Raw genomic sequence first — 22,706 nt, 5'->3', positions numbered from 1 at the left:
AGGGGGATGTAAGGATGAGGAGGTGGATGCGCTTGTTTCAGTACACGCGATTACAGGACTTACTTGACTACTTTCTGTCACATCAAGGCTACATGTCTCCGTCTGTGTTAACCAGACACTTTCAAATATCCCAGCGAACACTGCGCAGCGATATCCACAATCTGAATGAGGAGCTATCCGGCTTTGATGCTCAAATCATCATGAAACGCTCTCAGGGCTATGCCTTAAAGATCAAAGAGGGACAGACACGGGCACTACTGGAGAATATGCTGGTTAATGAGGAGGAAAAGCAGCTGGATTCTGCCGACAAGCGAATCAACCATATCATTATCAAGATGCTGTATGCCAACACCTATCTCACACAGGATGCGCTGGCGGATGAGGTGTTCGTATCCATCAATACGATAATCAATTATCTGAAAACAATTCGTCTGATTCTCTCCAAATATCAGCTCACACTTCAGACAAAGGCAAACCTTGGCTATATTGTAACTGGTGAAGAGGCGGATAAGCGCCGCTGTATCATTGATCTGATTACGACCAATTATCAGCATTATGAATTCCGGTTTTCTCAGGAACAGACAGCCCTGCTGAATCATGTCAACCTGGAACAGATCAAGGATATTGTCATGGAGTTCAATCGAAAGAACGATCTGCACTTCTCAGACTATAATCTGAAAAATCTGATTCTGCATATCGCATTGTCCATATCCAGACTGCTTGTAGCCAAACCAATCGAGGAGTATGCCATACCGGAGCATGAAGCGCTTCGTACATTGCTGGAGCCGCTCATTGCAGAGATTGAGCTTGACTTTCAGGTTGTCTTTACTGCGAATGAAAAAAATTACATTTACTCCCATTATGTATCCAACACAAACGAGCTTCTGGATGCGCAAAAAAACACGGAATACATCCATAATCTGGTCGCAAATATTCTGGATTCCATCTTTGAATCCTATCACTTCGACCTACGTTCAGATTTGATTCTGGAGCATGATCTGACGCATCATCTGCAATCCATTCTGAATGCCAGGTATTATCATCTAAACAAAAAGAATCCGCTGCTGAATACCATTCGCAACAACTATATCCTTGCCTATGAAATAAGCGGAACGGCAATCAAACAGGCATTCGCAAATGAACCGTTTGAGCTGAATGATGATGAAATCGGCTATATCTCTTTACACATCGGAGCAGCCATTGAGCGCTATTTTGATTCCCGTTATCTCAAGCACAAGAAGGCTGTTATCGTATATGACAGCGGGTATGCAGCCGGCAGCTTTCTTGCTTCCAAGCTGAATACGCTATTTAAGGAAACACTGGAAATCATCGGCAGATACCCGTCACACGAAATCGAAGAACAGAAGCTGCAGGCTGCGGATATCGTGATTTCCACCGTTGCCCTCAAGCAGACAGTACTGCCGGTGGTGGTCGTGGATATTCCACTGTCCAGAAGAGATATTGAAAATGTGGCAAGAGCTATCACCATGGATGAGCAGCATCCGATTGATAAGATTGCACAGTTTTTTGATGAGAAGCTGTTTATCAATACAGCTGCAGACAGTAAGGAGGAAATTATCCATACCTTATGTACCCTGCTGCATCAGGAGCATTGCATCAATGATGATTTTGAGGCCAGTGTTCTGGAGCGGGAACAGCGTATTTCCACAGGAATGGATGGTGTGGTTGCCATACCGCATCCTCTCAAAATATGTTCACTGAAAAGTAAAATCGCTGTCGGGGTTTTGCAGCATCCGATCTTGTGGTCTGATAAAGACAGTGCTCAGATTATACTGTTGCTGGGTCTTGCGGATGATGCAAAGAAGGACATAGAGAAGCTGTACGATACCTTTGTCGCCATGACGCACAATGCTCCCTTGCAGGAGCTGCTGTTTCATGCACGAAGCCTATCTGAATTTTTGAATATCCTAAAGCAGAATTTAGATACGGAAGCATACTGACGAGGTATGACATGATGAATTTGAATACTATCAAGACACGCAAGCTCTCATTGTGCTATAGGGAAAAGGCGTGTTTTTCTATTTCACTGAGCATCATTCGGAAAAACACGTATAACAGTCCAATGATGAATGATTTTCCAACAACCTGGATACTTTAGTTTTAACCTAGCAGTCTGGATATTCTCCAGACTATATCTTCAAATCACTTCCTATAGGCCGAATGCTTCAATTTCGTATATGGCCGCTTGTTCAGCATAAAGCCTGATCGCGGTGAATGAAGCGATGCAAAATTAACGCTGTACAGCATTGGCACATCCTCTGTTATACATAAACATTACGCGGGTAGTCAGCTTTTTAAACTACAATGCCGGAGAAGCTGTTTCGCGTAAAGGAGCTGCCTGCCTATGAGAATAAAAAAAGCTGTATCCTACTTCTGTAGAATCAGCCTTTCATCAGGTTATATCTGCATTATTTCATTTCTTTATTATTCAGCCTTTCTTTTAAAGCTTCATACGTATCACAGTCCAGAATTTGAATAACTGCATCATCCTTCTGCTGATCTGACAGTGATTCCACCCATTCATCCTCTATTCCATATTTGTGTACTATAAGTGACTGTAACAATGTCCTTTTCTCTTCATCAAGACCTTTTTGAAGACCTTGTTGGAGGCCTTGTTTAAATCCCCGCTCAAGTCCTGACTTCTCGGCTTCTGCAGTTTGCTCTTCCAAATTGGCCTGTACTGCACGTTGTGCAAATTCCACGGATTCCGCCCAGCTGAATAATGAGCCATCCTCGCGCATCTCATTATATTTTTCCATAGCCACATTCACCATCCTTCTCTTCATGTTTAGTATAGCATCATCCGGATTATATGCAAGTACATAGCAGAAGGTTTCAAATTCCGTCAGGTTCTCTATGCCTCCAACCTCCTATACACGCTGCCTGATCATTGGTAAAAACACAATCGCGCGATGCAGTGTACCGTTGGGCTCCTCCCGATTATCTTCATCCTTTACCGTGTAGTGTCGAATCATGCGCCCTGTGTCTTTGGGCTTGTAATTCATAAAGATAATCTGATAAAACGGCTTCAGCTTTGTGTAATCATTCCCCTGCTTCAGCTGTCTGCCAGCCAGGCGGTAGCCATACTGCTGAAAACGCAGCTGTTCCTCCTTCGTGTACCCGGATACCTGCATTTCCAAATCATAGAGGTGACCTGTTTCATCCTCCAATACAACATCCAGAACCGCTCGTTTTCCGAAAAAGGCTTCCGGCAGGAGCTCCGGATTCAGCACCTGTGTCTTTTGAACCTTCAATCCGTAAATCTCTTCAATGATCCTGCTTCTCAGCATGGCAGAGCCCGCATCCTCACCGATCAGCATGTACTTGAAAAATACATCATTGTGAAAGGGAATCGGATACTCCCTTTCCTTCGATTTATGCATATGTATCATCCTCCTTTTTTGCATATACACTCTTATATACGTATGGAAAGGGCAAAACTCCTAAATTTAACATAATTTTTTTATTATTTTTTACGGTTTCATGTTACGTCAAGCTTATATGAAGTGCTAAAGGGAAAAGCCTGCCTATTTCTTTATTTATATAAGCATCACCGCTTTTTTATTGCCATGTCGGCTAAACGTATGCGATATATGGGATATATAGCTTCCTGTGATATCAAGAAAGACCAGTATCACGTATCATAATCTCCTTATTTTCTTCCCGTATGCTCATGTTAAGAAAAAGAGCATACTTCCTGATTGCATCTACAAGAATCAACAAGAAAAAGCAGAAGTCTTTTATTCTCCTGCCCTTCTTATATACCTTTCTGCACACAAAGAACCGAAAGACTACATGTAGCCTTATACCTGTACATTTCCTGCACCGTAATCATTATAAAGTGCAGGCAAGCCTTGTATGGTAAATGAAAAATCAGCTCATAGCCCATTAAATCTGTTATCCTGTCTCTGCATAAGAAAGCCTTTCAGCCGGCTGTTTTCTCATTCGCCCATGCTCTTAAATTTGCTAAGCGCGGTTCAGGATCAAAGCCCATTTCCTTCCCCATGTTGGCGCACATTTCACAAGGAAACTCCTTACACTCCCCGCAATGCTGCAAATGCTTTTCCTCACAGCAGGTCTTTACCTGACAGGGACTCCCCCAGAACGGCTGCTTCATGGCATTGCAGCCAAGACAATGCACCGCTTCCTTTCTTTCACATGTTGTACAATCCACACCACATCTTGATGAACACATCCTGTACTCCTTTCTCTGCCTTAAGGCAGTTCCTTCATTTTCTCTAAGCCGTCACTGCTCTTTAGCTCCTCGCACAGAGTATGGCACCAGGTAAGCAGGGTTTCACAAACGCTCAGCTGCTGCTCAAGAATACTCCTTCCCACATAGGGAATTTCCTTTTTCACATCCCTTTGCATGCTCAGATATGTACGTGTATCCTGCAGACTTTGCGCTATTCGCTGAACGCACTCCAGCCCCTCTTCCTTATCAACCTTGTTCAGACTGACAACCACAGCATTAAAATCAAACAGGATTTCAAATGGCTGTGCACTGATTTCATGCATCAGCTCATGGAAATATTTTCGACCCTCACGAGTCAATGAATAAATGCTTTTCTCGGGCATGTTTCCCTCCCGCTGCCGCTTCGTCATCAGATATCCCTTCTGCTCCAGCACTCTCAGCTTTTTATAAACAGAAGGTGAGCTGATTTTCACCCAGTGAGAAAGATTACGATATTCCACATGCTTCTGGATATCATAGGCACTGCGGGGCTGATCATACACCATACCCAGTAGAATCAAATCAATGGAGGATACCACACCATCACCTCTTTTCCTATATATTACTATACTGTATACTATATGTCAATAAAAAAAGAGTGCCTATTCCTTTCTCAGGATACAGACAGCCTCTTTCAGATTATCCTCATTGAAATACTTGTCCCGAACCTGTACAAAATGGTCTTTGAAGCTGCGCTCCATATCCAGGTCATCGATCACCACATAGCGTTTAATTTCCGGATATCCCCACAAATACATTTGAATTTCTTCTGCTTTATTACCGGTATCCATCGTTACATCCACCAGATACCTGTCCAGCCCATGCAGGGAAAACAGCAGCTGCAAGGTTTCCAGCGAACGGTGAAGCCGCCATGAGGAGGTCAATACAATGGATGCATGGCAGGTTTCGGCAAGCTGCCGTATATAACGGCTGGCTTTTGGATACCAGTCCAGATCCACAGCAGCGATGTCATAGGCATTCACCGGTGCAAAGCGCTGATCCTGTGAAACATAGTAGGCCTTTAATGCGGCTGCATCATTGCGCAGATATTCATGAGAACCCAGCGGCATCAGTACGCCGTCGATATCAAGGAAGATGATGTTCATGCCCCAGCTCCTTTGTCCAATGGTTCAGTATATGAAGCGCCTGCCGATAACTTTCTTCATCAAGGATATCCGGCGTAACCACATCATGTCCGGGAAATGCCTTCCGCATGGAGATATCATCCAGAATGACGTAGTTTTCCACTGCCGGATGCGCATCCAGATAGCGCTGTATAGCTCCTTCCTTGAAGAACATTTCCTCATTATCTGTCATGTCAACAATATAGCTGTCCAGTCTCCACAGGGAAAACAGCCGCTTCATTTCATCCAGACTCCGCATGCACTTCCATGAGGTTTCCAGCACAATTTTTGCACCGCTTTGCTCACAAAGTCTGCGCAGACGCTCTACCGCAGCTTTCTGGAAACCGCAGACCACACTGCACAAATCCCAGTCTGTTATCCCTTCCGTGGAAATCCTTTCTTTTTGTAATCTGCTTCGCACAGCCTCCGCATGAAAACAGCTTGTCCTTCTGGAAAAGCAGGGGTACAGTACACCGTCGATATCAAGAAATATAACCTTCATGACGATTCCCCCTTTCTTACTCTCAGTATATCATGAAAACCCTTTCCCGTTTCTGAAAAAGTCTTTTTCTTTTTGCACCTGCAGGTTTATGTATTCCCGCACAAGGCATACTATGTATGACAGGAGGTTTTTATTTATGAATTTAGAGCTAGATGGCAGAGTCGCACTGGTCAGCGGCTGCTCGCAGGGTCTTGGATATGCCTGTGTACGCACACTGGCCAGACATGGTGCAGATATATTCGGCGTCAGTATCGGTGATGATTCCGCGTTGAAAAAAGAGGTGGAGGCGCTGGGAAGATCGTATCATTCCCTCACCGTATCCCTTACGACACCCGGCAGCATTCATGATGTCATGAAGGAAGTGCTTGCCGCCTATGGACATGTGGATATTCTATTGAACTTTGCAGGCATTCTGAAAAAGGAGGATACTCTGGAAATCAGCAGACAGGCATTTCAAAGCGCACTGGATATCAATGTAACTGCGGCGTTTACACTTTCCCAGGAGGTTATACGCCAGTTTATCAGGCAGGGGCATGGAGGCAAAATCATCAATGCATCCGGAATCCTGCCCTATGGTACCAGCGAATACTGTGCCTATTTCACCAGCAAGGGTGCCGTGGAAGCAATGACGAAATATATGGCACATGAGTTTGCGGGCAGAGATATACAGATCAACGCAATCACACTGGGCTTCATGAATGAGGGAAACCGGCTGCAAAGCGGAGATGGACAGAATGATGATTTGTCTGTCTTAAAGGAAATTCCCGCAGGACGCTGGGGTACCTGGCAGGATCTCGACGGTCTGCTTCTTGTACTTTGCAGTGCTGCAGGGAATTACATCAATGGTGCCTGCATCCCGCTGGATGGCGGCTACAGTATCTGATGCTATGTAGGAATGGACTGCTTTCCATTCCTTTTTTCATCTCTCATTCCAAAAACATCGCTACGACCCATACCAGAAACAAACCGATCAGCAATACAAGCAGCAGGGTCAGGTAAGCCAGTATGATGTCTTCTCTTTTGGGTTCCATCCGTTCCACCTCATGCTGTACTATGCAGTTTGCTTCCATAAATCTAGGCCTTTATCCTATAGAAAAGAAAGTAATGTTAAAAACATGAATTTTTAGACCGATAAAATTCCGTATTTGATTACTTTTTCTTATGAATGTTACTTTTTCAGATATAATAATGCCGGGCATATTCGGGGAGAGTACATGCCCACAGGAGGAAGACATGAAAAGAAATCAAATTGATACGGATTTGGGTGCCGCAATCAAGGAGGGCATCATACTAAACAATATGACACAAAAGCAGCTCGCAAAGGCTCTTCATATATCACAGCAGACGCTCAGCTGCTACATACACAACCAAAGAACACCGAATATACATGATCTGGTGGCCATATCCCAGATTCTGAGTCTGGATATTTATGTATTACTTGGCTTAAAGAAGGACATACCGGATCATCTGGATCATATTATATACAAAAATATAATGAAGCTGGATCACAAAGGCAAAAAGATGGTATACGATTACGTAGAGCGTTTGTTGAAATACAGCTGTCCGCATTAAAAAAAGCGCCGGCTTTTGCACAGGCGCACGACTGCCTCCAGCCTGCTTCAGAAGATACAGGCTGCCAGATATGCCGTAATACAGGACGCTACCGCAACACTCAGCAGGCCTTTTCCCTGATATGCCAGTACCAGCCCCACAAAGCAGCCGGCACAGCTTGCCAGCGTGTGACCGGTAGCCGTAAAGATGGCTGGAAACGTCATGGCTCCCAACACGGCATAGGGTACATAAAATAAAAAGGATTTTATAAAAGGACTTTTGATTTCCTTCTGAAAAAAGGTTAACGGAAGCATACGGATCAGATAGGTAACGACTGCCATTACCAGAATGTAAGGAAGATACTCAGTCATGCTGCACCTCCTCCACCGGAAAGAACCATGACCCAAACGCAGATGCGGCGATTGTACAGATAATGATGACGAACCCGGAGCTGACAGGTACAACTGCCTGCATAGCGGCAAACAGACAGCTTAGAATCACAGATAAAAGCAATACGATACGCACGGAGCGCAGCTTTCTGGCCGGAGGTATGATAATGGCAAGGAACATTCCATAAATGGCGATACCAAGGGCAGACCGGATTGCTTCCGGAAGCAGCGTACTCGCCGCTCCCCCCAGAAAGGTACCCAGTGTCCAGCAGAATACCGGAAAGGCGATAAGTCCTGCCATATACCATTTCCCGACACGCTCATACGTACTGCTGGCAAGAGCAAAAATCTCATCGGTGACGCCATAGGCTATCAAGGCGCGCTCATGTGTTTTCATATGCCGGTCGACCTTCTGTGTCAGTGACAGGGACATCAGGGCATAACGCAGATTGATGATAAACTGTGACAGAGCCAGCTCCACATAGGAGCCGTGCGCCAGCATCAGCGTCAGACCGGAAAACTGCCCGGCACTGGTTACATTCGTTAAGGATATCACAACGGCAGCCTCCACCGGAATCCCGTTGGAAACCGCCATCATACCAAAGGTAAAGGATACAGACAGATAGCCAAGCCCAATCGGCACACCATCCTGAATTCCCTTTCGAAATCTATTCTCCACTAGTTCCAATTTCATACACCCCGCAATACTTAGGTAACATTATACAAGAATTTTCCTTGTTTTAAAAGGGTGAATCCCGAAACCGAGAAAAGAATACATATAGACAGCCTTACGGGTGCACAAATTCAGCGTTTCGGTGATACGCCATTGCCACTGACAGTGTATGCAGATGTCCGTAATAAATATAAGGAAGGATGAAGCAAATGCTCTGCGAGCACATGATCGTACTGAGAGGAATGCGTAATACATAGCAATCGGTAACACCACGCATCAGCAGTATTGCTTATAAAGTCTCTGTCCTGATTGAACATGCAGCTTACACAAAAACGAATCTATTAAGAATACTGCTTTCCTGTGAAAGCATTTTTCATTTTTGCAGCATCAAGAACATTATAATGCTTCTCTTTCCTTCAGTAAAAATACAAAAGAATCCTTTTCTTCATAACGGGGAAAAGGACTCTTGTTTACCTGAGCTTTCGTATCAGACAAAAATAAACCGCTCGATGACCTCCGCTACCGCACCTTCATTATGGTCGGCTGTACAGACATAATCACACATTTCTTTGATTTCCGGAACCGCATTTGCCACAGCGGCTGAAAGTCCTGCCTCCCTTAGCATTCCCACGTCGTTGAAGTTATCACCAATGGCGATGGTTTCCGACAGGTCAATCTGCAGATGCTCACACAAATCACGCAGACCAAGACCCTTATCCACACCATATGGATTCAGCTCAAGATAGCGGTTGCTGGAAAAAGAGACGGCAACCCGCTGATCGGTAAGCGCATGCAGCTGGTCAGCCAGTGTGTGAAGATAGGGGATACCCGTATTCTGAAACAGAATCTTTGTTATCGGTGTACCCTTTAAAAAGGCAAGAGACGTTTCCTCACATACGATGGAATCCGGCTTGAAGGAAAACAGCCAGGATCGCTCATCCTCATTCAGATGAAACGCATACACATCCTCCGCTGTAAAAACCTGTATGCAGACATCCTGTTCAATACCGAAGGCAAACAGCCTTTCAGCGATTTCATAAGGCAGCTCATGAAAGGAAAGCTTTCGGTAGTTCTTATTCTCCGTCACAACACCGCCGTTATTGGAAATCGTGTACTCCTGTTCAGCATCATAGACTCCCAGCGTATGCAGCACATTATCAATACAGGTGTAGCCCCGTCCGGTTGCCGGTACAAACCGCACACCATACTCCCGCTCGGCACGCTTGATGGCCGCTATATTTCTGGCGCAGATTTCCTTATCCGTATTTAAAAGTGTTTCATCCAGATCACATGCAATCAGCTTATACACTCGCGCTCCCTCCTGCCTTTTTCTGATAATTCGCCTTCAGCCACATCGCCACAGCATCCGCATCATGATCACCGATCACCGCTGTTGCTGTGTTTTTCAACTCCTCAATGGCATTTCCCACCGCATAGCATTCATCACTGATTTGAAACATCGGCAGATCATTGATGGCATCCCCAAAGGATATCACCCGGTCATATCCGCCTTTTTCCTTCAGCTCCAGAATTGCCTGCGCCTTGGAAACTCCTCGTGGCATGACCTCCAGCCAGTATTCCTCCCGGTACAGCTCCTGTTGAAAAACAATCACATAGTCGGTTGTTTCCTCCAGATATTCATACATCGGCTTTAAAAAGGAACCGTCGTGAATACAGGTAAAGTAGAAGACATCCCCCTCCAGCAGCTGCTCTGTGGTATCCACTTTACGAAAACGCTTGTCATAGGGGCGAGATTCCATGTAGTATTTCCCACCTTCATGCATCCCCTCCTCCATATAGCTGACCCTTTCCCTTCCATCAATGTAGGAATAAACAAAGGGTATCATATCATGCCTTAACAGATAGTTCAGAATATCCTGTGCATCCTGTCTGGTAAAGGAATGCGAATACAGGATATCATGAGAATCCGGATCCAGCAGATAGACCCCATTGTATACGATTAAAGGTGTACGAAGATGGAGTCCCCTGGTTACCAGAGAAGCGGACGTTATGGAGCGTGCTGTCGCAAAGGTGAATTCCATTCCCTCCTCCACCAGAGCATTGATTGTCTCAATCGTTGTATCGGTTAATGCAGTGTTGCTGTTGAGCAGTGTACCATCCAGGTCACTGACGTAAAGTGTCTTCATGACGCGTACCTCCTATTTTTTATGAAAGCAGAAATAATACAGACCATAGGTTATAAACAGAAACAGAAAGAATACCAGTGTAAACTGCAGACTGAAGGTATCGCTGCCCTGCACGATTTTTTCAATCAGTGAGGATGGATGCATGATATCCCAGGAATTCAGACGCAGAAACCGTCCCAGATACACCCCATAGCTGCTCAGCAGACAAATCAGGGCGGCAAGCAGCCAGGTGCGCAGCTGACCCAGCCTTTCCGCCGTGAATTCGTGCAGCAGATAGAGCGAACGATAGCCGCTCATGATGCCGAAGAAGATACCAACAGCCAGATGCAGCAGCTCCAGCCAGGGGAGAAGCTCACGGACATAGACACTTCCGGTTTCCTGAAAGATATAGAAGGTCAGCGGTGAGATATGTATAAAATCCGTAATCAGATACGGTACATTGGGAAACAGCAGCAGCCAGCAGAGAAAGGCAGCCAGCATACCAAGGTGATGACGACGCTGCTGTGCCGCAAAAAACAGCGTCATAAACAGATAGGGTAACAGAGCGAGAAACACATTCCATACAATTGCTCTGTGAATAAATATACCGCTTCGCTCATAGACATAAAGACTCACCAGTGCATAGGCACCAAGTGCAGCCAGAAGCCAGAAATTCTGCTTCCATAGCTTTTTCATCATGGACAGCCCTCCCTCGTTCATCAGTATAGCATATATTCTACAGCCACCGTTTATCATTTCCATGACATTCTTCATCTTTTCTTTCTTACCGATTCGTGATACATTATACTATATCACACGCAAGAGAGGTATCTTTATATGAAGAAAAGTGAAAACAGTAAAATTCTACCCTATACAAAAAAACAGATCGCTTCTGTTATTCTGCATCCGGAAACCTGCAATATACGTGGTTATCAGGTATATAAAAAGCTGGATGAGGATAACTGGATTGAAGATTACGGCGATCATTTTCTAATGAAATTCTATTTTACAGAGGTGAGTGAGGATCGTATCGTTATGGAGCGGTATCCGTTCGCTCAAAGCAGCGTCCATGTTACCAAAACCATATTTGAAATGAAGGATGCGGACAATGGTCAGGTGGAGCTGAGTATCAGGGAAAAGGTTACCAAAGGGGATTTCGTACGAAAAATCACAAAGGTCATAGAGAACCATGATCAAAACGACACCTATTATATGGATTTGATCACAAGAATACAGAAATACTGTGCAAAGAGGAAATAAGATAGGCATTTCCTCTTTTTGTTTATTGATTTTATAAACAAATAGTGATAATATCATATTGTAGTTTATTGTTTTAATAAACAGAAAGGAGATGTGTTTATGAAAGGTGTAAATTTGGACGTATTTTATCAGGCAGAACCATTTACCATCCATCGGATGCCGAAAAAACAGGAACCACGCAAATCAATACTTGCACTGGCGGCTGCACAGCTGCCCGATCGTGATCTCAGCGAACAGGAAGTTAACGCTATTTTAAAACCAATATCTGATGATTTTGTAGAGCTGCGCCGTTATCTGGTCGATTATAAGCTGTTAGAGCGCAGCAGAGACGGGAGCTGTTATCACATTACATAAATAAAATTTTGAGACGATAAAGTATTTGAAAAAGAAACTGCAAAATCAATGACAAAGCTTTTCGTTTAGATTTTACAGCTTCTTTTTATGCTTTTAAAATTGTATAAAGAAATAACTTTAATGAAAACATGATACAACTACACGCTCATTTTAAAACCTAATCCTTATGTCCTTTATGCCGTCTGAAACAGATGATTTCCTGTATCAGGAAGAAAATCAGAATGGCGATACATATATTCACACCTGTAAACCAATCTACTTGTCCGCCAAAATTCATTGATAGAATATATGCAATCAAACATCCTATCCATACGCCAATCATGGTTTTTATAAGACGAATTTTCCTCTTATTCATCATATCCCTTTCCTTTAACTATGATAAGGATAGCATAGTTAATCCAAGCTCCATTAATTTTCGTGCATATCTATCTTTCCACTTCTGAGATGTATAACTTCCGACTTTTTTTGTACATTTAGCATCTTCATATACAGTATAAGAGTAATAGTGCCATTGATAATCTGTCGATACATATTGTGTAAGCCGAATGTAAAACTTTGTATGTCCCTTGTTTACCAGTGCGGAAACAGAACTTACTAATGTTGCTCCTATAGCTCCAAAATTTGAACCGACAATTCCTCCAAGTACAGTAAGAAAAACAGATCTGACATCTATAGCATTATTTATTGTGACAGGATCCAGAGTAATCGTTCCTAGATTTATCCACGAGTGCTCCGGGTAAGGATTACTTGCCCTAAATGCTACAGGAAATTCTGTTGCATGTACAATAGATGTAGGTAAAACACATGTATACAACGCTGATGTTAAAATAAAAGTCATAACTATTTTACTTATTTTTTCATGCAATTATCCTCCTTATAATATGCAAATTTTAAATATATATTTTCTAAAATTACCGCTCATTTAATGACTTACCTTGCAACAGAAATCAACAGTATATCGTAAGAATAATCTATTAGCTTTAGAAATGTTTTTAATCCCCCATTGGTCTTTCCCTTGTTTACTTAATGTAAAATCCTTTCTATATACATAGTATATAATAACTAATGAAGAAATATAAGACTTACATAGCATTGATTAATTTGTTATAATATAATTATAATGCTATAATTAACCACAGTCAGCGATTACTATCTTTTCCAATTTATTAGATAATATGATTATCTTAATATATTCGAATCATCTTCCTTTTATGTCTATATATCATTCTTTTTTAGCTATAATGGCGTATCAATAAAAAAACTTATCAGACACATAATTTTTGGCTCCGAATATGCTCTAAATTCACCTAAATATAAAACCATAACATTTTATAAAGTGTTATGGTTTTATGATATTTTTTTATTTCGCAATACGATAAATATTTTCCATATCCTCTTTCTTCAAAACCTTGAAACACCCGATCGTGCGTTCGTCCTCAAAGCTGCACTTCCATGCCAGCTTTCGGATATCCTCCTCACCTAACGCAATTCCCATTTCATGAATGGATGTCGGCATACCGATTTCCTTAAAGAACTGTTCGGTTGCTTCAATTCCTGCCAGTGCACACTCGATATCGTTTTCTTCCCGGATTCCCATTACATTTCTGGCATACTGCGCAAATCTGGATGGCTGTTCCTGATAGACATAGCGTGCCCAGCTGCCCCATACGGCAGCCAGCCCTGCACCGTGCGCAACCTTGTACATCCCGCTCAGCTCATGCTCCAGCTGATGACAGGCCCAGTCACCGAAGCTGCGGCTTCCTGTTATATCGTTATGAGAAAGACTGCCTGCCCACATCACCTCTGCGCGGGATTCATAGTTGTTTGGCTCCTTCATCAGAATACGGGTATGCTTCATAACCGTACGCATCAGACTCTCTGCAAAGCCGTCAGTGATATCCATGTTGTTTTCCTTTATGAAATAACGTTCCATGGTGTGTAAAATGATATCCGTACAGCCGCTTGCTGTCTGATAGGGAGGAAGTGTCATAGTCAGCTCCGGATTCATAATGGCAAACCGGCATCGTCCGTAATCAGAGCTTAATCCACGCTTCAGCCATCCGTCTTCATTGGTGATGACACTGGAATTACTCATTTCACTGCCGGCAGCCGCAATCGTCAGTATCGCACCCACCGGAAGGCAGCCGGTTACCTTTTTCCTTCTTGCATAATACTCCCATACATCGCCTTCATTCACAACGCCATAGCCGATGCCTTTCGCAGAATCAATCACACTGCCGCCCCCAACTGCCAGAATGAAGTCCACCTGTTCCTTTTTAGCAAGAGCGATTCCCTCGCGCACCTTGGAAAGCTGCGGATTCGGCACAACACCGCCCAATGTGACGGCGGAAATCCCGGCCTTCTTCAAGGACGCCAAAACACGGTCAAGCAGACCGCTTTTCACAGCACTCTGTCCACCGTAATGCACCAGTACCCTGTGACACCCCTCCTGTTTCAATATAGAACCAATTCGCTCCTCTTCTTTTCGACCGAAATACACGCGTGTCGGAGCGTAAAATGTAAAATTGCCCATAAGCTACCTCCTGTATATGTCATTAGTTTACAACGAATCAAACAAAGGCGCAAGTCATGCGGGAGGCTCATAAAAAAAGCAGCGCGCAATACACTGCTTATCCGGTGAATTTTTCCCACAATCCAAACAGAAAAATAAACATTACAATCAGCGGCAGAACATAAGATACATAGCCTCTTGCCTTTTCCGGGAAGCGAAGACCTTTTCCGGCATTCGCCTCTGCCACAAAATTTTTCCAGCCCCAGCCAAGCTTTCTCGTACAGAAGAACAGGAAAACCAGAGAACCAAGCGGCATAATAACATTGGAAACAAGGAAATCCAGCAAATCCAGCACAGCGCTTTCTTCACCGAAAGGCTGAAATCCGGACAGGACACTGAAGCCGATTGCACAGGGGATGCTTCCCACTGCGATAATAATAAAATTCAAGAGAACACTCTTCCGCCTTGTCCAGTTACATAAATCAATTGTAAAGGAAACAATATTTTCAAACACGGCAATGATGGTGGATAACGCCGCGAAGTTCATAAATACGAAGAACAGAGTTCCCCACAGCTGTCCGTTTGCCATTTCATTGAAGATATTGGGAAGCGTCACAAACACCAGTCCGGGACCGCTGTCAGGTGCTACCCCGAAGGACATGCAGGCGGGAAAGATAATCATACCTGCCATAAAAGCCACAAACGTATCCAGCGCCATAACCCGTACACCCTCACCACTCAGGGAATGCTTGCGGTCAATATAGCTTCCAAAGATTGCCATACCACCCATTCCAATGCTCAGTGTAAAAAAGGCCTGCCCCATCGCCGCATAGATGGCATTGAAAATACCGTTTTTCATCAGTTCATCAAAATCCGGTATCAGATAAAAGGAGACACCCTTCATCGCACCATCCAGACTCAGGGACTTTACTACCAGCAGGATCATAACCGCCAGCAGCAGTCCCATCATCCCTTTTGTGATTTTTTCCACACCGTTTTGCAGGCCAAGCGCACATACACCGCAGCCGATAGCGACAATCAGCAGCATCCAGAACAAGGATGCCTGCGGATTCTGCTGTAAAGAGGCAAAGACATGCTTCACCTCCTGCGGATCAAGACCGTTAAATTCCCCGCTGATCATCTTTGCAAAATATGCGAGCATCCAGCCGGATATCGTTGTGTAAAACATGACAAGCAGATAGTTGCCAGCCATAGCCACATAGGAGAACCGATGCCAGAGCTGACCCGGCTTCTCTAAAACATGAAAGCTTCTTGCCACACTTTTTCCGCTTCCTCTTCCCACGGAATATTCCATAACGATAATGGGAAGCCCCAGAAGCACAAGAAAAAACAGATACACGAGTACAAAGGCTCCTCCCCCGTATTTTCCCACCATATAAGGAAACCGCCATATATTGCCAAGACCGATGGCACATCCTGCCGACAAAAAGATGAAACCGAGTCGGGAGGATAATTTTTCTCTTTTATTTTCCATAATTACTCCTTTAACAAAGTGTCCTGCGGATAACGTGCCCCGGGAACACAGACGTTCTTCATTGTAAAAGAATTTTGTATGGAAGTCAACGAAAACGAAGGGAAACATACTTACTGTGTGTTCCCTAAAACTATTTCAAAAAAGTAAGAGATAGGAAAATGTAAAACATGCATCCATTTCCACAGCTTCTTCATACATTTGCCTGAATTTATAAATAAAATGTCACAAATACACTATTCACGGTACTGTGTTTTGAACTTTTTCAATTTCACTCAAATGCTTTTTAGTGACGTATTCTCATCACCTCATCTATACGTTTTGTACAAATGCAGATATCTGTTGCGGTGAAGAAAGACAGCCCTGCGATACCGGACCATCTGTACCCCAAACTGCCAGTGCAGAGCTTACACCGGCTCTGGCAGCACATTCCATATCCGTGTCCATGTCTCCGATATAGATACAGTCCTCTTTTACTGCATTCATCTTCCGCATATAAGCAAGAAGAGGTTCCGGGTCCGGTTTGTGAAGCAAGGTATCCTCCTTGCAAATTATACAGGTAAACAGCGCATCGAAGGAAGGGGATGAAAAGTAAGCTCTGTATTCCTGCCAGTCACGGGAGGTAACGATTCCCAAGGTATATCCCTGATGACGCAGATTTTCCAGTACCTCCAGCATCCCGCTGAACAGCGCGATATGCTCAACCTGTGTCTGATATTGCAGCTGCCAGTATTCATCGAACTGGGCTGCATCAACATTCTCCACCTGCAGCATGGTTAATGCTTTCTCCGTGGTTACTCCCAGTATGGCTTTCAATTCCGTATTAGAAAATGTACGCCAGGGTACATAATAGCGCAGGGTCTTTTGCCATGCATACAGATTTCCCTTTTCCGTATCCATAAGGGTTCCATCCAAATCAAATATGATATGCTGTATTGCCATAAATACCTCCTGTCCTGTTTCCATTTGCTGAACAGGCACTTTTCTCCATTGTATAATGACACAGCAGGAAACGCAATAGCCTGACTTCATAACAGATCAAGAGCTTCAGCTATTCATTTAAAGACAGAAAGACGGATATGGAAAAAGGAGCTATTCCGTATAAAGAAAATCGCTCCTTATCATTTACACTGTTACAGTGAATCCTGAGGACATCCAATTTCAGCGCACAGGCTCCCGGATTTTCTTAGGGAAGCTATACAGCCATTGCTGCCAGGGTTGCATCCCGCACAGCCTCGAGTGCCTGCGCTACGGTTGCGGCATCCCCAACAACATATACATTATCCTGATCTGTCAATGCACAGGCCAATGCCGTATTGCTGCGGGAGCCGGTCGCATACACCACATGTGTGAAATCCTGTCGCTCCAGCGCCTCTCCATGAACATTCAGCTTTACTATGCCGGCTTCCACAGCCTCCAGCCTGGTATGGGTCAGTAGCTGTACCTGTGCCTTATGCAGACGGTCCATGACCAGCACCTTTTCATTTATAACCATACCTGCCGCAATCTCATCCATCATTTCAATCATCGTGATATGCAGCGGTCCGCGCTTGTTATGGAGAAGGTGTTCACATACCTCACAGCCGACCATTCCTCCACCGACTACCAGAACGTTACCGCCCGGAATGAGCTGTTCGTTTTTCAGCACCTCCCAGGCACCGATGCCATGCTCTGCCAGTCCGGGGATTGGCGGTACTGCCTCCATTGCACCGGTTGCCACGATCAAAGCATCATATGCATCCTTCATATTCTCGCAGAATTCCGTATGCAAACGGATATCAACGGATAAGCGTGTCAGTTCATGCTCCAGATAAACAACCCACTTACTGATCGGCTGCTTAAACGGCGGCACACAGGCCAGCAGCAGCTGTCCTCCCAGACGGTCTGTTTTCTCAAATAAGGTTACCGTATGTCCGCGAAGAGCCAGTACCCTTGCGGCAGCCATACCCGCGATACCACCGCCGGCTACAGCGACATGCTTTTTCTTATCAGCCGGAATCAGCTTCATTTCCAACTCTTTACCACAGGCAGGATTGATAACACAGCTCGCCGGGTGACGCTTTGTCTGTTCCCCTACACAGCCGATCACACAGCCTGTGCATGGTGCAATTTCCTCCAGCTTATCTTCAGCTGCCTTATTAACCAGGTATGGATCAGCAAGCAGCGCACGACCGAATACGACCCCATCCAATGCTTTTTGATCAACCAGCTCCATTGCCATAGCAGGATCCAGCACCTTGCCTACCACAAGGACAGGCACACTGCTGACCTCGCGGATTCTTGCTGCCTGCGCAACATTGACGCCCTCATGCTCACCGTGACTTGGAATGATCTTATTCGGGCGCTCATACTGTGTACCGCCACTGACTTCAAAGGCATCGACACCGTGTGCAATCAGCTTTGGCACAAGACAGCACATATCCTCCACCGTATTTCCCTGCGCATCCTTTTCATCCCCGCTGATGCGCAGAATGATAGGAAAGTCCCTGCCGCAGGCTTCTTTGATTGCATCGATCACCTCAAACAGAAGACGTGCACGATGATCCAGACTTCCTCCATACGCATCACAGCGCTTATTGCGCATTGGTGACAGGAAGGAGCCCAGCAGCATATATGCATGTGCACAGTGCAGCTCGATTCCATCAAAGCCTGCCTGCTTCGCCTGCAACGAGGTTTGTGCATACTGTTTAATGATGTTTGGCAGTTCTTCGATTGCCAGTGCTCTTGTCTTTTGCCCCATCGAATTGACATAGACACTGCTTGCAACCGGTGGTATTCCCATAAATGCTGAGATACTCTCTGGCCCCGGATGGGTAATCTGCGGTATGATGCAGGCACCTGCTTCGTGAATTTTATCCGTGAAGGCCTTATAGGATGCTATGGCTTCCTCACCTCGAAAGCACAGTGTATTTCCCAGATAGGGAACGGATGGATCAACGCTTAACGCATCCAGAATAATACAGCCGACACCGCCGCGTGCACGCTCAAGCCAGTATGCCTGCATGCGCTCATTTACACAGCCGTCACTGCTTTCATATCCCAGAGACATCGGTGCCATAAACGTCGCATTGCGCAGCTTCATGGTAGAAATCGTCAGCGGCTGAAAAAGCTTTGAATTATTCATATTTCCTCCTGTTACAGGGAACGTGCAGTTTCATGTGCTTCCGCAATCGCCTGCAGTGCCCTTCTTGCCTTTTTGGCATCTCCTATGATGTGATACGGTATCTGTTTTTTCTCACAGGCTTCTGTCAGCGCCTCATGATCTCTTGCGCGTGCACCTACGGCCATAACGACACTGTCACAAGGAATCACCTGCTCGACTCCTTCGTTTTCCACCAGTACTCCGTTTTCCACAACGGCTTTTACCGAGGTGTTGACAACCGTTTCGATATGATGCATGTACAGCGATTCCATAACACAGATTTTACGCAATGCGCCAAGGTCCTTCGCGACGCCGTCCAGCATTTCGATAACGGTAACAGCTGCCCCCTGTTCACTCAGATATTCTGCAGTTTCCACACCAACCAGACCACCGCCGATAACTGCGACATGACCGGATGCGGTTGCTTTTCCGTTCAATATGTCATGGGATTTGTATACATGTTCCTGATCTGCCCCCGGAATGGACAGGTGAATCGGCTCTGCTCCGATCGCAAGGATAACCTCATCCCAGCTGCCCTCTGTGATCAGCGACGCATCTACCGGTGTGTTGAGATGAATCAAAATGCCAAGACGCTTCGCCTTTTCTCCATAGGACAGCGCCGCATCCTTCATTTCCATCTTCCTTGGTGCCTTACCCGCAGTCACAAACTGACCGCCCAGCTCGTCGCTTGCTTCATATACAACAGGCTGATGACCGCGCTGCTTCAGTATGCAGGCTGCCTCCAGACCGGCAACACCGCCACCTGCGATCAGCACCCTTTTCGGCTTCTGCGCCGGTACCAGTACATCCTGTGCTTCTTTTCCAAGGTATGGATTTCGCATACAGGTAATGAATGGAGCAGCGGGATCGGTAAATCCGTCATAGCAGCCCTGATCACAGCCAATGCAGTATACGATTTCCTGCAGTCTGCCTTCCTTCGCCTTTACGCAGAAGTCGGCATCGGCAAGCTGCGCACGTCCCATAACAACCATATCCGCCTTATTCTGTTCCAGAATTTCCTCCGCCAGCTGCGGTGTGTTGATACGTCCGACCGCAATACACAGCATTCCGGTTTCCCTACGGATTCTGGCACAGTTATCCACATTAAAGCCCTTTGGTATATCAATCGGCGGTACCTCGTATTTCAACCCCGCTGTTATCATATTACCACGCGAGATATCCAGTACATCTACTCCGGCCTCTTTTGCCAGCCTGCAAAACGCAATGACATCCTCTATGGTCAAGCCATTCTCCAGATAATCATCCTGTGCATCCAGGCGCATCAGCAGCGGCATATCCTGCGGTATGCTCTGACGAATGGCGCGGATACAGTCCAGCGGGAATTTACAGCGCTTTTCAAATGTTCCGCCATAGGCATCCTCACGGTGATTGAATGCCGGTGACAAAAAGGAATGCGGCAGATAATTATGTCCGCAATGGAATTCCACACAGTCATAGCCGGCCTTCACCGCGCGCATTGCCGCAGCGCCGAAGCAGGCGACAACCTCTTCAATCGTCTCCACATCCACAGCCGGTATGGTATGCCCGTGCACATGCAAATCACTGGCCACCAGGATTCTTGCCTTTGGATCCATGCTTGCGGCAAGACTTCCCTGCCACAGCTGCACACCGCACTTCCCACCTGCCTCATGAATGGCATCACAGAATGCCTTGTGTGATGGAATATAGGAATCGTTATGCAGTGCCAGAAATTTTCGGGGAGCACTCGGCGCATGGACTGCACATACCTCCGATAAGTTCAGACCGCAGCCGCCCTTTACCCGCGCTACCTGATAATCGATGATCTGCTGTGTCACGTTTCCATCCTCTGCCGCCATTTTCGTTCCCATTGCCGGCAGCACAATGCGGTTTTTCACTTCCATTCCGCGAATTCTGATTGGTTCAAATAGTTTTTCAAACATAAAAAAGACCTCCTGATACTTAAATTATAACGCTTACATGAAAAACGTATATTCAAATTTAAAGGTCTTTTTCTCATTTATACAGATTGCTGTTTGCGATACTGTTCCGGTGTACAGCCCATGCAGGCTGCAAAGTGCCGTTCAAAGACAGCCAGAGATGAAAATCCGCAATCCATGGCAATCGATGTGATGGTACGCTTCGTCGCCGTCAGTAAGGCAGCCGCCTGATGCACACGAACAGCCATCAGCTCCTGTGTCCAGCTCGTATGATATTCCTGCTTTAACAGCTGTTCCAGCTCATAGCTTTTCCGATGGCATTCTCTCGCCATATCCTCTAGCGTAATATCCTGTGAAAAATGCAGATAGAGGTATTGCATAATCTGCAAATACAAATCCTTGCGGCAATAGAAATGAGCATTGTCCAGAATCCGGTGCTTCTGGTAATCCAGTGGTGACATTCCTGTCCATGCCTGAAACTGACGGTAAAAGGCAGCAGTAGAGGAGTAGGAAAGCAGATCCACAATATAAGAAATGGATAGGTCCTCAAAGTGAAGCAGTGCACAGGCATTGATGATTTTGCCGAATGAGCGCAGTTGGGTAAAGCTGTAACCGCAGGCATCCTTGATCTTCTGATTGAGGTAGCGTGGATGCAGCTGCAGCTTTGCTGCCGCATCCTGCAGTGTGGTATGCTCCTGTGAGGCTACAATTGTGCGCTTGATCAGCTTCCAGACAGGTGACTGTTCCTCCTCCATGGATTCCTGCAATGCATAGCGGCAGAACAGCATATGAATTTGCAGGACGATATACATCAGCATATTGCGGGAACCAAAGGCATTGCCGTAAGATTCCTGCTGTGCCCGATGAAACAGCTGGAGTACCTCGCTATCCGCACAGCGAAGACAGGCCGGAGTTTCATATACCAGAGAGGCATTTCTTCCTCTGGGATGTTTTTCCCACATGGCATGCATGAACAAACCGATATAAAACTGGATTCGCAATACCCGCAGCGGCTTTCGCACACAGGAAACCTCATACAGATGATGAGCATACAGACAGAGAAAGGAATCCTGCTGAACGGTATGCAAAACCCCGTTCACCAGAATATCGCCATCCCCCTTTAAAACATACCAGAGCTCCACGCGTTCATGCCGTGTGAGCGGAACCGGTTGTGCAAGGCTTTGTTCCTCCACCAGTATATCCTGTTCCTTATAGGATTGAAAATAGTCAATCCCCGTGTACCAGTCATTTTGTTGCTGCATGCATGTTCACCTCGCTATGCTCTTCATCATCAGAATGCTTCTTTTGCAGAAGCATTCAAGCCTATCACAGAATAACAGGCATTTATCGCTTATCAAGTTTCCTTAATACTCGTGCTTTCCAGTTGCCGTGTGCTTGCTCGTAAGC

The 22,706-nt window shown here is 45.4% G+C and carries 21 protein-coding genes and 2 pseudogenes; 5 read left to right on the top strand and 18 right to left on the bottom strand.

The features are described 5' to 3' along the window. Positions 1-26: 26 nt before the first annotated feature. On the top strand, positions 27-1,961 hold the full coding sequence (locus G4D54_05320) for a transcription antiterminator (GenBank protein QJA05153.1): 1,935 nt from the start codon (positions 27-29) through the stop codon (positions 1,959-1,961). A 468-nt stretch (positions 1,962-2,429) separates the two neighbouring features. Here the strand turns inward: G4D54_05320 and G4D54_05315 are convergent. The 5 genes and pseudogenes from G4D54_05315 to G4D54_05295 all read right to left on the bottom strand — a co-directional run bounded on the left by G4D54_05315 (position 2,430) and on the right by G4D54_05295 (position 5,881). Further along, positions 2,430-3,404 (bottom strand): annotated as a pseudogene (locus tag G4D54_05315) (transposase). A 542-nt stretch (positions 3,405-3,946) separates the two neighbouring features. Next, positions 3,947-4,216 (bottom strand): DUF3795 domain-containing protein, encoded by a 270-nt coding sequence (locus tag G4D54_05310; GenBank protein QJA01882.1) that lies wholly within the window; start codon positions 4,214-4,216, stop codon positions 3,947-3,949. 20 nt (positions 4,217-4,236) lie between these two features. Continuing rightward, the gene (locus tag G4D54_05305; protein QJA01881.1) at positions 4,237-4,794 is read right to left on the bottom strand and encodes a PadR family transcriptional regulator; all 558 of its coding nucleotides are present in this window, start codon (positions 4,792-4,794) and stop codon (positions 4,237-4,239) included. A 63-nt stretch (positions 4,795-4,857) separates the two neighbouring features. After that, positions 4,858-5,361, bottom strand: coding sequence for a hypothetical protein (locus tag G4D54_05300; GenBank protein ID QJA01880.1), 504 nt, complete (start codon positions 5,359-5,361; stop codon positions 4,858-4,860). Next, positions 5,342-5,881: a hypothetical protein gene (locus G4D54_05295; protein ID QJA01879.1), complete on the bottom strand. Its 540-nt coding sequence runs from the start codon at positions 5,879-5,881 to the stop codon at positions 5,342-5,344. Before G4D54_05295 ends, G4D54_05300 begins: the two co-directional genes overlap by 20 nt. Positions 5,882-6,017: 136 nt before the next feature. Here G4D54_05295 and G4D54_05290 point away from each other — a divergent pair, with 136 nt between their 5' ends. Continuing rightward, entirely contained in the window at positions 6,018-6,764 is a 747-nt protein-coding gene (locus G4D54_05290) for an SDR family oxidoreductase (GenBank protein ID QJA01878.1), read from the top strand. A gap of 350 nt (positions 6,765-7,114) precedes the next feature. Then, complete coding sequence (locus G4D54_05285) at positions 7,115-7,453, top strand: helix-turn-helix transcriptional regulator (GenBank protein QJA01877.1); 339 nt, start codon at positions 7,115-7,117, stop codon at positions 7,451-7,453. 47 nt (positions 7,454-7,500) lie between these two features. Here the strand turns inward: G4D54_05285 and G4D54_05280 are convergent, their stop codons facing one another. From G4D54_05280 to G4D54_05260, 5 genes and pseudogenes are all read right to left on the bottom strand, one after another. Next, positions 7,501-7,803: an AzlD domain-containing protein gene (locus G4D54_05280; protein QJA01876.1), complete on the bottom strand. Its 303-nt coding sequence runs from the start codon at positions 7,801-7,803 to the stop codon at positions 7,501-7,503. Next, positions 7,796-8,515, bottom strand: coding sequence for an AzlC family ABC transporter permease (locus G4D54_05275; GenBank protein QJA01875.1), 720 nt, complete (start codon positions 8,513-8,515; stop codon positions 7,796-7,798). Before G4D54_05275 ends, G4D54_05280 begins: the two co-directional genes overlap by 8 nt. Before the next feature lie 466 nt (positions 8,516-8,981). After that, positions 8,982-9,803, bottom strand: a complete 822-nt coding sequence (locus G4D54_05270; GenBank protein QJA01874.1) for a Cof-type HAD-IIB family hydrolase — start codon at positions 9,801-9,803, stop codon at positions 8,982-8,984. Then, positions 9,796-10,641, bottom strand: coding sequence for a Cof-type HAD-IIB family hydrolase (locus G4D54_05265; protein ID QJA01873.1), 846 nt, complete (start codon positions 10,639-10,641; stop codon positions 9,796-9,798). Before G4D54_05265 ends, G4D54_05270 begins: the two co-directional genes overlap by 8 nt. Then, a pseudogene (locus G4D54_05260) lies at positions 10,619-11,319 on the bottom strand (DUF1361 domain-containing protein). The gene G4D54_05265 and the pseudogene G4D54_05260 overlap by 23 nt, the downstream one beginning before the upstream one ends. A 138-nt stretch (positions 11,320-11,457) precedes the next feature. Between G4D54_05260 and G4D54_05255 the strand changes: the two are divergent. Together G4D54_05255 and G4D54_05250 are read left to right on the top strand one after the other, a co-directional pair. Next, positions 11,458-11,880 (top strand): hypothetical protein, encoded by a 423-nt coding sequence (locus tag G4D54_05255; protein ID QJA01872.1) that lies wholly within the window; start codon positions 11,458-11,460, stop codon positions 11,878-11,880. Between the two features lie 99 nt (positions 11,881-11,979). After that, entirely contained in the window at positions 11,980-12,234 is a 255-nt protein-coding gene (locus G4D54_05250) for a DUF2087 domain-containing protein (GenBank protein ID QJA01871.1), read from the top strand. 157 nt (positions 12,235-12,391) lie between these two features. Here the strand turns inward: G4D54_05250 and G4D54_05245 are convergent, their stop codons facing one another. The 8 genes from G4D54_05245 to G4D54_05210 form a co-directional block, all read right to left on the bottom strand. Further along, the gene (locus G4D54_05245) at positions 12,392-12,589 is read right to left on the bottom strand and encodes a hypothetical protein (protein ID QJA01870.1); all 198 of its coding nucleotides are present in this window, start codon (positions 12,587-12,589) and stop codon (positions 12,392-12,394) included. 18 nt (positions 12,590-12,607) lie between these two features. Continuing rightward, positions 12,608-13,099: a hypothetical protein gene (locus G4D54_05240; GenBank protein ID QJA01869.1), complete on the bottom strand. Its 492-nt coding sequence runs from the start codon at positions 13,097-13,099 to the stop codon at positions 12,608-12,610. A 495-nt stretch (positions 13,100-13,594) separates the two neighbouring features. After that, the gene (locus G4D54_05235) at positions 13,595-14,767 is read right to left on the bottom strand and encodes an iron-containing alcohol dehydrogenase (GenBank protein ID QJA01868.1); all 1,173 of its coding nucleotides are present in this window, start codon (positions 14,765-14,767) and stop codon (positions 13,595-13,597) included. A gap of 97 nt (positions 14,768-14,864) precedes the next feature. Next, positions 14,865-16,241, bottom strand: a complete 1,377-nt coding sequence (locus G4D54_05230) for a sodium-dependent transporter (protein QJA01867.1) — start codon at positions 16,239-16,241, stop codon at positions 14,865-14,867. Positions 16,242-16,550: 309 nt separating this feature from the next. Then, positions 16,551-17,180: an HAD family hydrolase gene (locus tag G4D54_05225; protein ID QJA01866.1), complete on the bottom strand. Its 630-nt coding sequence runs from the start codon at positions 17,178-17,180 to the stop codon at positions 16,551-16,553. 253 nt (positions 17,181-17,433) lie between these two features. Continuing rightward, the gene (locus G4D54_05220; GenBank protein ID QJA01865.1) at positions 17,434-19,362 is read right to left on the bottom strand and encodes an FAD-dependent oxidoreductase; all 1,929 of its coding nucleotides are present in this window, start codon (positions 19,360-19,362) and stop codon (positions 17,434-17,436) included. An 11-nt stretch (positions 19,363-19,373) separates the two neighbouring features. Further along, entirely contained in the window at positions 19,374-21,302 is a 1,929-nt protein-coding gene (locus tag G4D54_05215; GenBank protein QJA01864.1) for an FAD-dependent oxidoreductase, read from the bottom strand. 77 nt (positions 21,303-21,379) lie between these two features. Further along, entirely contained in the window at positions 21,380-22,561 is a 1,182-nt protein-coding gene (locus tag G4D54_05210) for a helix-turn-helix transcriptional regulator (protein QJA01863.1), read from the bottom strand. Positions 22,562-22,706: the final 145 nt, after the last annotated feature.

This window comes from [Clostridium] innocuum (assembly GCA_012317185.1).
Classification (GTDB): Bacteria; Bacillota_I; Bacilli_A; order Erysipelotrichales; family Erysipelotrichaceae; genus Clostridium_AQ; species Clostridium_AQ innocuum.
The sequence above is the reverse complement of the archived record's forward strand: the minus strand, read 5'-3'. Positions and strand labels throughout refer to the sequence as shown.

Bases quoted from the DNA above. Each gene is read 5' to 3' on its own strand.
- G4D54_05225 (QJA01866.1), bottom strand. From the start codon at position 17,180: ATGGCAATACAGCATATCATATTTGATTTGGATGGAACCCTTATGGAT.
- G4D54_05265 (QJA01873.1), bottom strand. From the start codon at position 10,641: ATGAAGACACTTTACGTCAGTGACCTGGATGGTACACTGCTCAACAGC.
- G4D54_05280 (QJA01876.1), bottom strand. From the start codon at position 7,803: ATGACTGAGTATCTTCCTTACATTCTGGTAATGGCAGTCGTTACCTAT.
- G4D54_05290 (QJA01878.1), top strand. From the start codon at position 6,018: ATGAATTTAGAGCTAGATGGCAGAGTCGCACTGGTCAGCGGCTGCTCG.
- G4D54_05250 (QJA01871.1), top strand. From the start codon at position 11,980: ATGAAAGGTGTAAATTTGGACGTATTTTATCAGGCAGAACCATTTACC.
- G4D54_05245 (QJA01870.1), bottom strand. From the start codon at position 12,589: ATGAATAAGAGGAAAATTCGTCTTATAAAAACCATGATTGGCGTATGG.
- G4D54_05275 (QJA01875.1), bottom strand. From the start codon at position 8,515: ATGAAATTGGAACTAGTGGAGAATAGATTTCGAAAGGGAATTCAGGAT.
- G4D54_05320 (QJA05153.1), top strand. From the start codon at position 27: ATGCGCTTGTTTCAGTACACGCGATTACAGGACTTACTTGACTACTTT.
- G4D54_05300 (QJA01880.1), bottom strand. From the start codon at position 5,361: ATGAACATCATCTTCCTTGATATCGACGGCGTACTGATGCCGCTGGGT.
- G4D54_05230 (QJA01867.1), bottom strand. From the start codon at position 16,241: ATGGAAAATAAAAGAGAAAAATTATCCTCCCGACTCGGTTTCATCTTT.
- G4D54_05215 (QJA01864.1), bottom strand. From the start codon at position 21,302: ATGTTTGAAAAACTATTTGAACCAATCAGAATTCGCGGAATGGAAGTG.
- G4D54_05220 (QJA01865.1), bottom strand. From the start codon at position 19,362: ATGAATAATTCAAAGCTTTTTCAGCCGCTGACGATTTCTACCATGAAG.
- G4D54_05235 (QJA01868.1), bottom strand. From the start codon at position 14,767: ATGGGCAATTTTACATTTTACGCTCCGACACGCGTGTATTTCGGTCGA.
- G4D54_05255 (QJA01872.1), top strand. From the start codon at position 11,458: ATGAAGAAAAGTGAAAACAGTAAAATTCTACCCTATACAAAAAAACAG.
- G4D54_05285 (QJA01877.1), top strand. From the start codon at position 7,115: ATGAAAAGAAATCAAATTGATACGGATTTGGGTGCCGCAATCAAGGAG.
- G4D54_05295 (QJA01879.1), bottom strand. From the start codon at position 5,881: ATGAAGGTTATATTTCTTGATATCGACGGTGTACTGTACCCCTGCTTT.
- G4D54_05310 (QJA01882.1), bottom strand. From the start codon at position 4,216: ATGTGTTCATCAAGATGTGGTGTGGATTGTACAACATGTGAAAGAAAG.
- G4D54_05210 (QJA01863.1), bottom strand. From the start codon at position 22,561: ATGCAGCAACAAAATGACTGGTACACGGGGATTGACTATTTTCAATCC.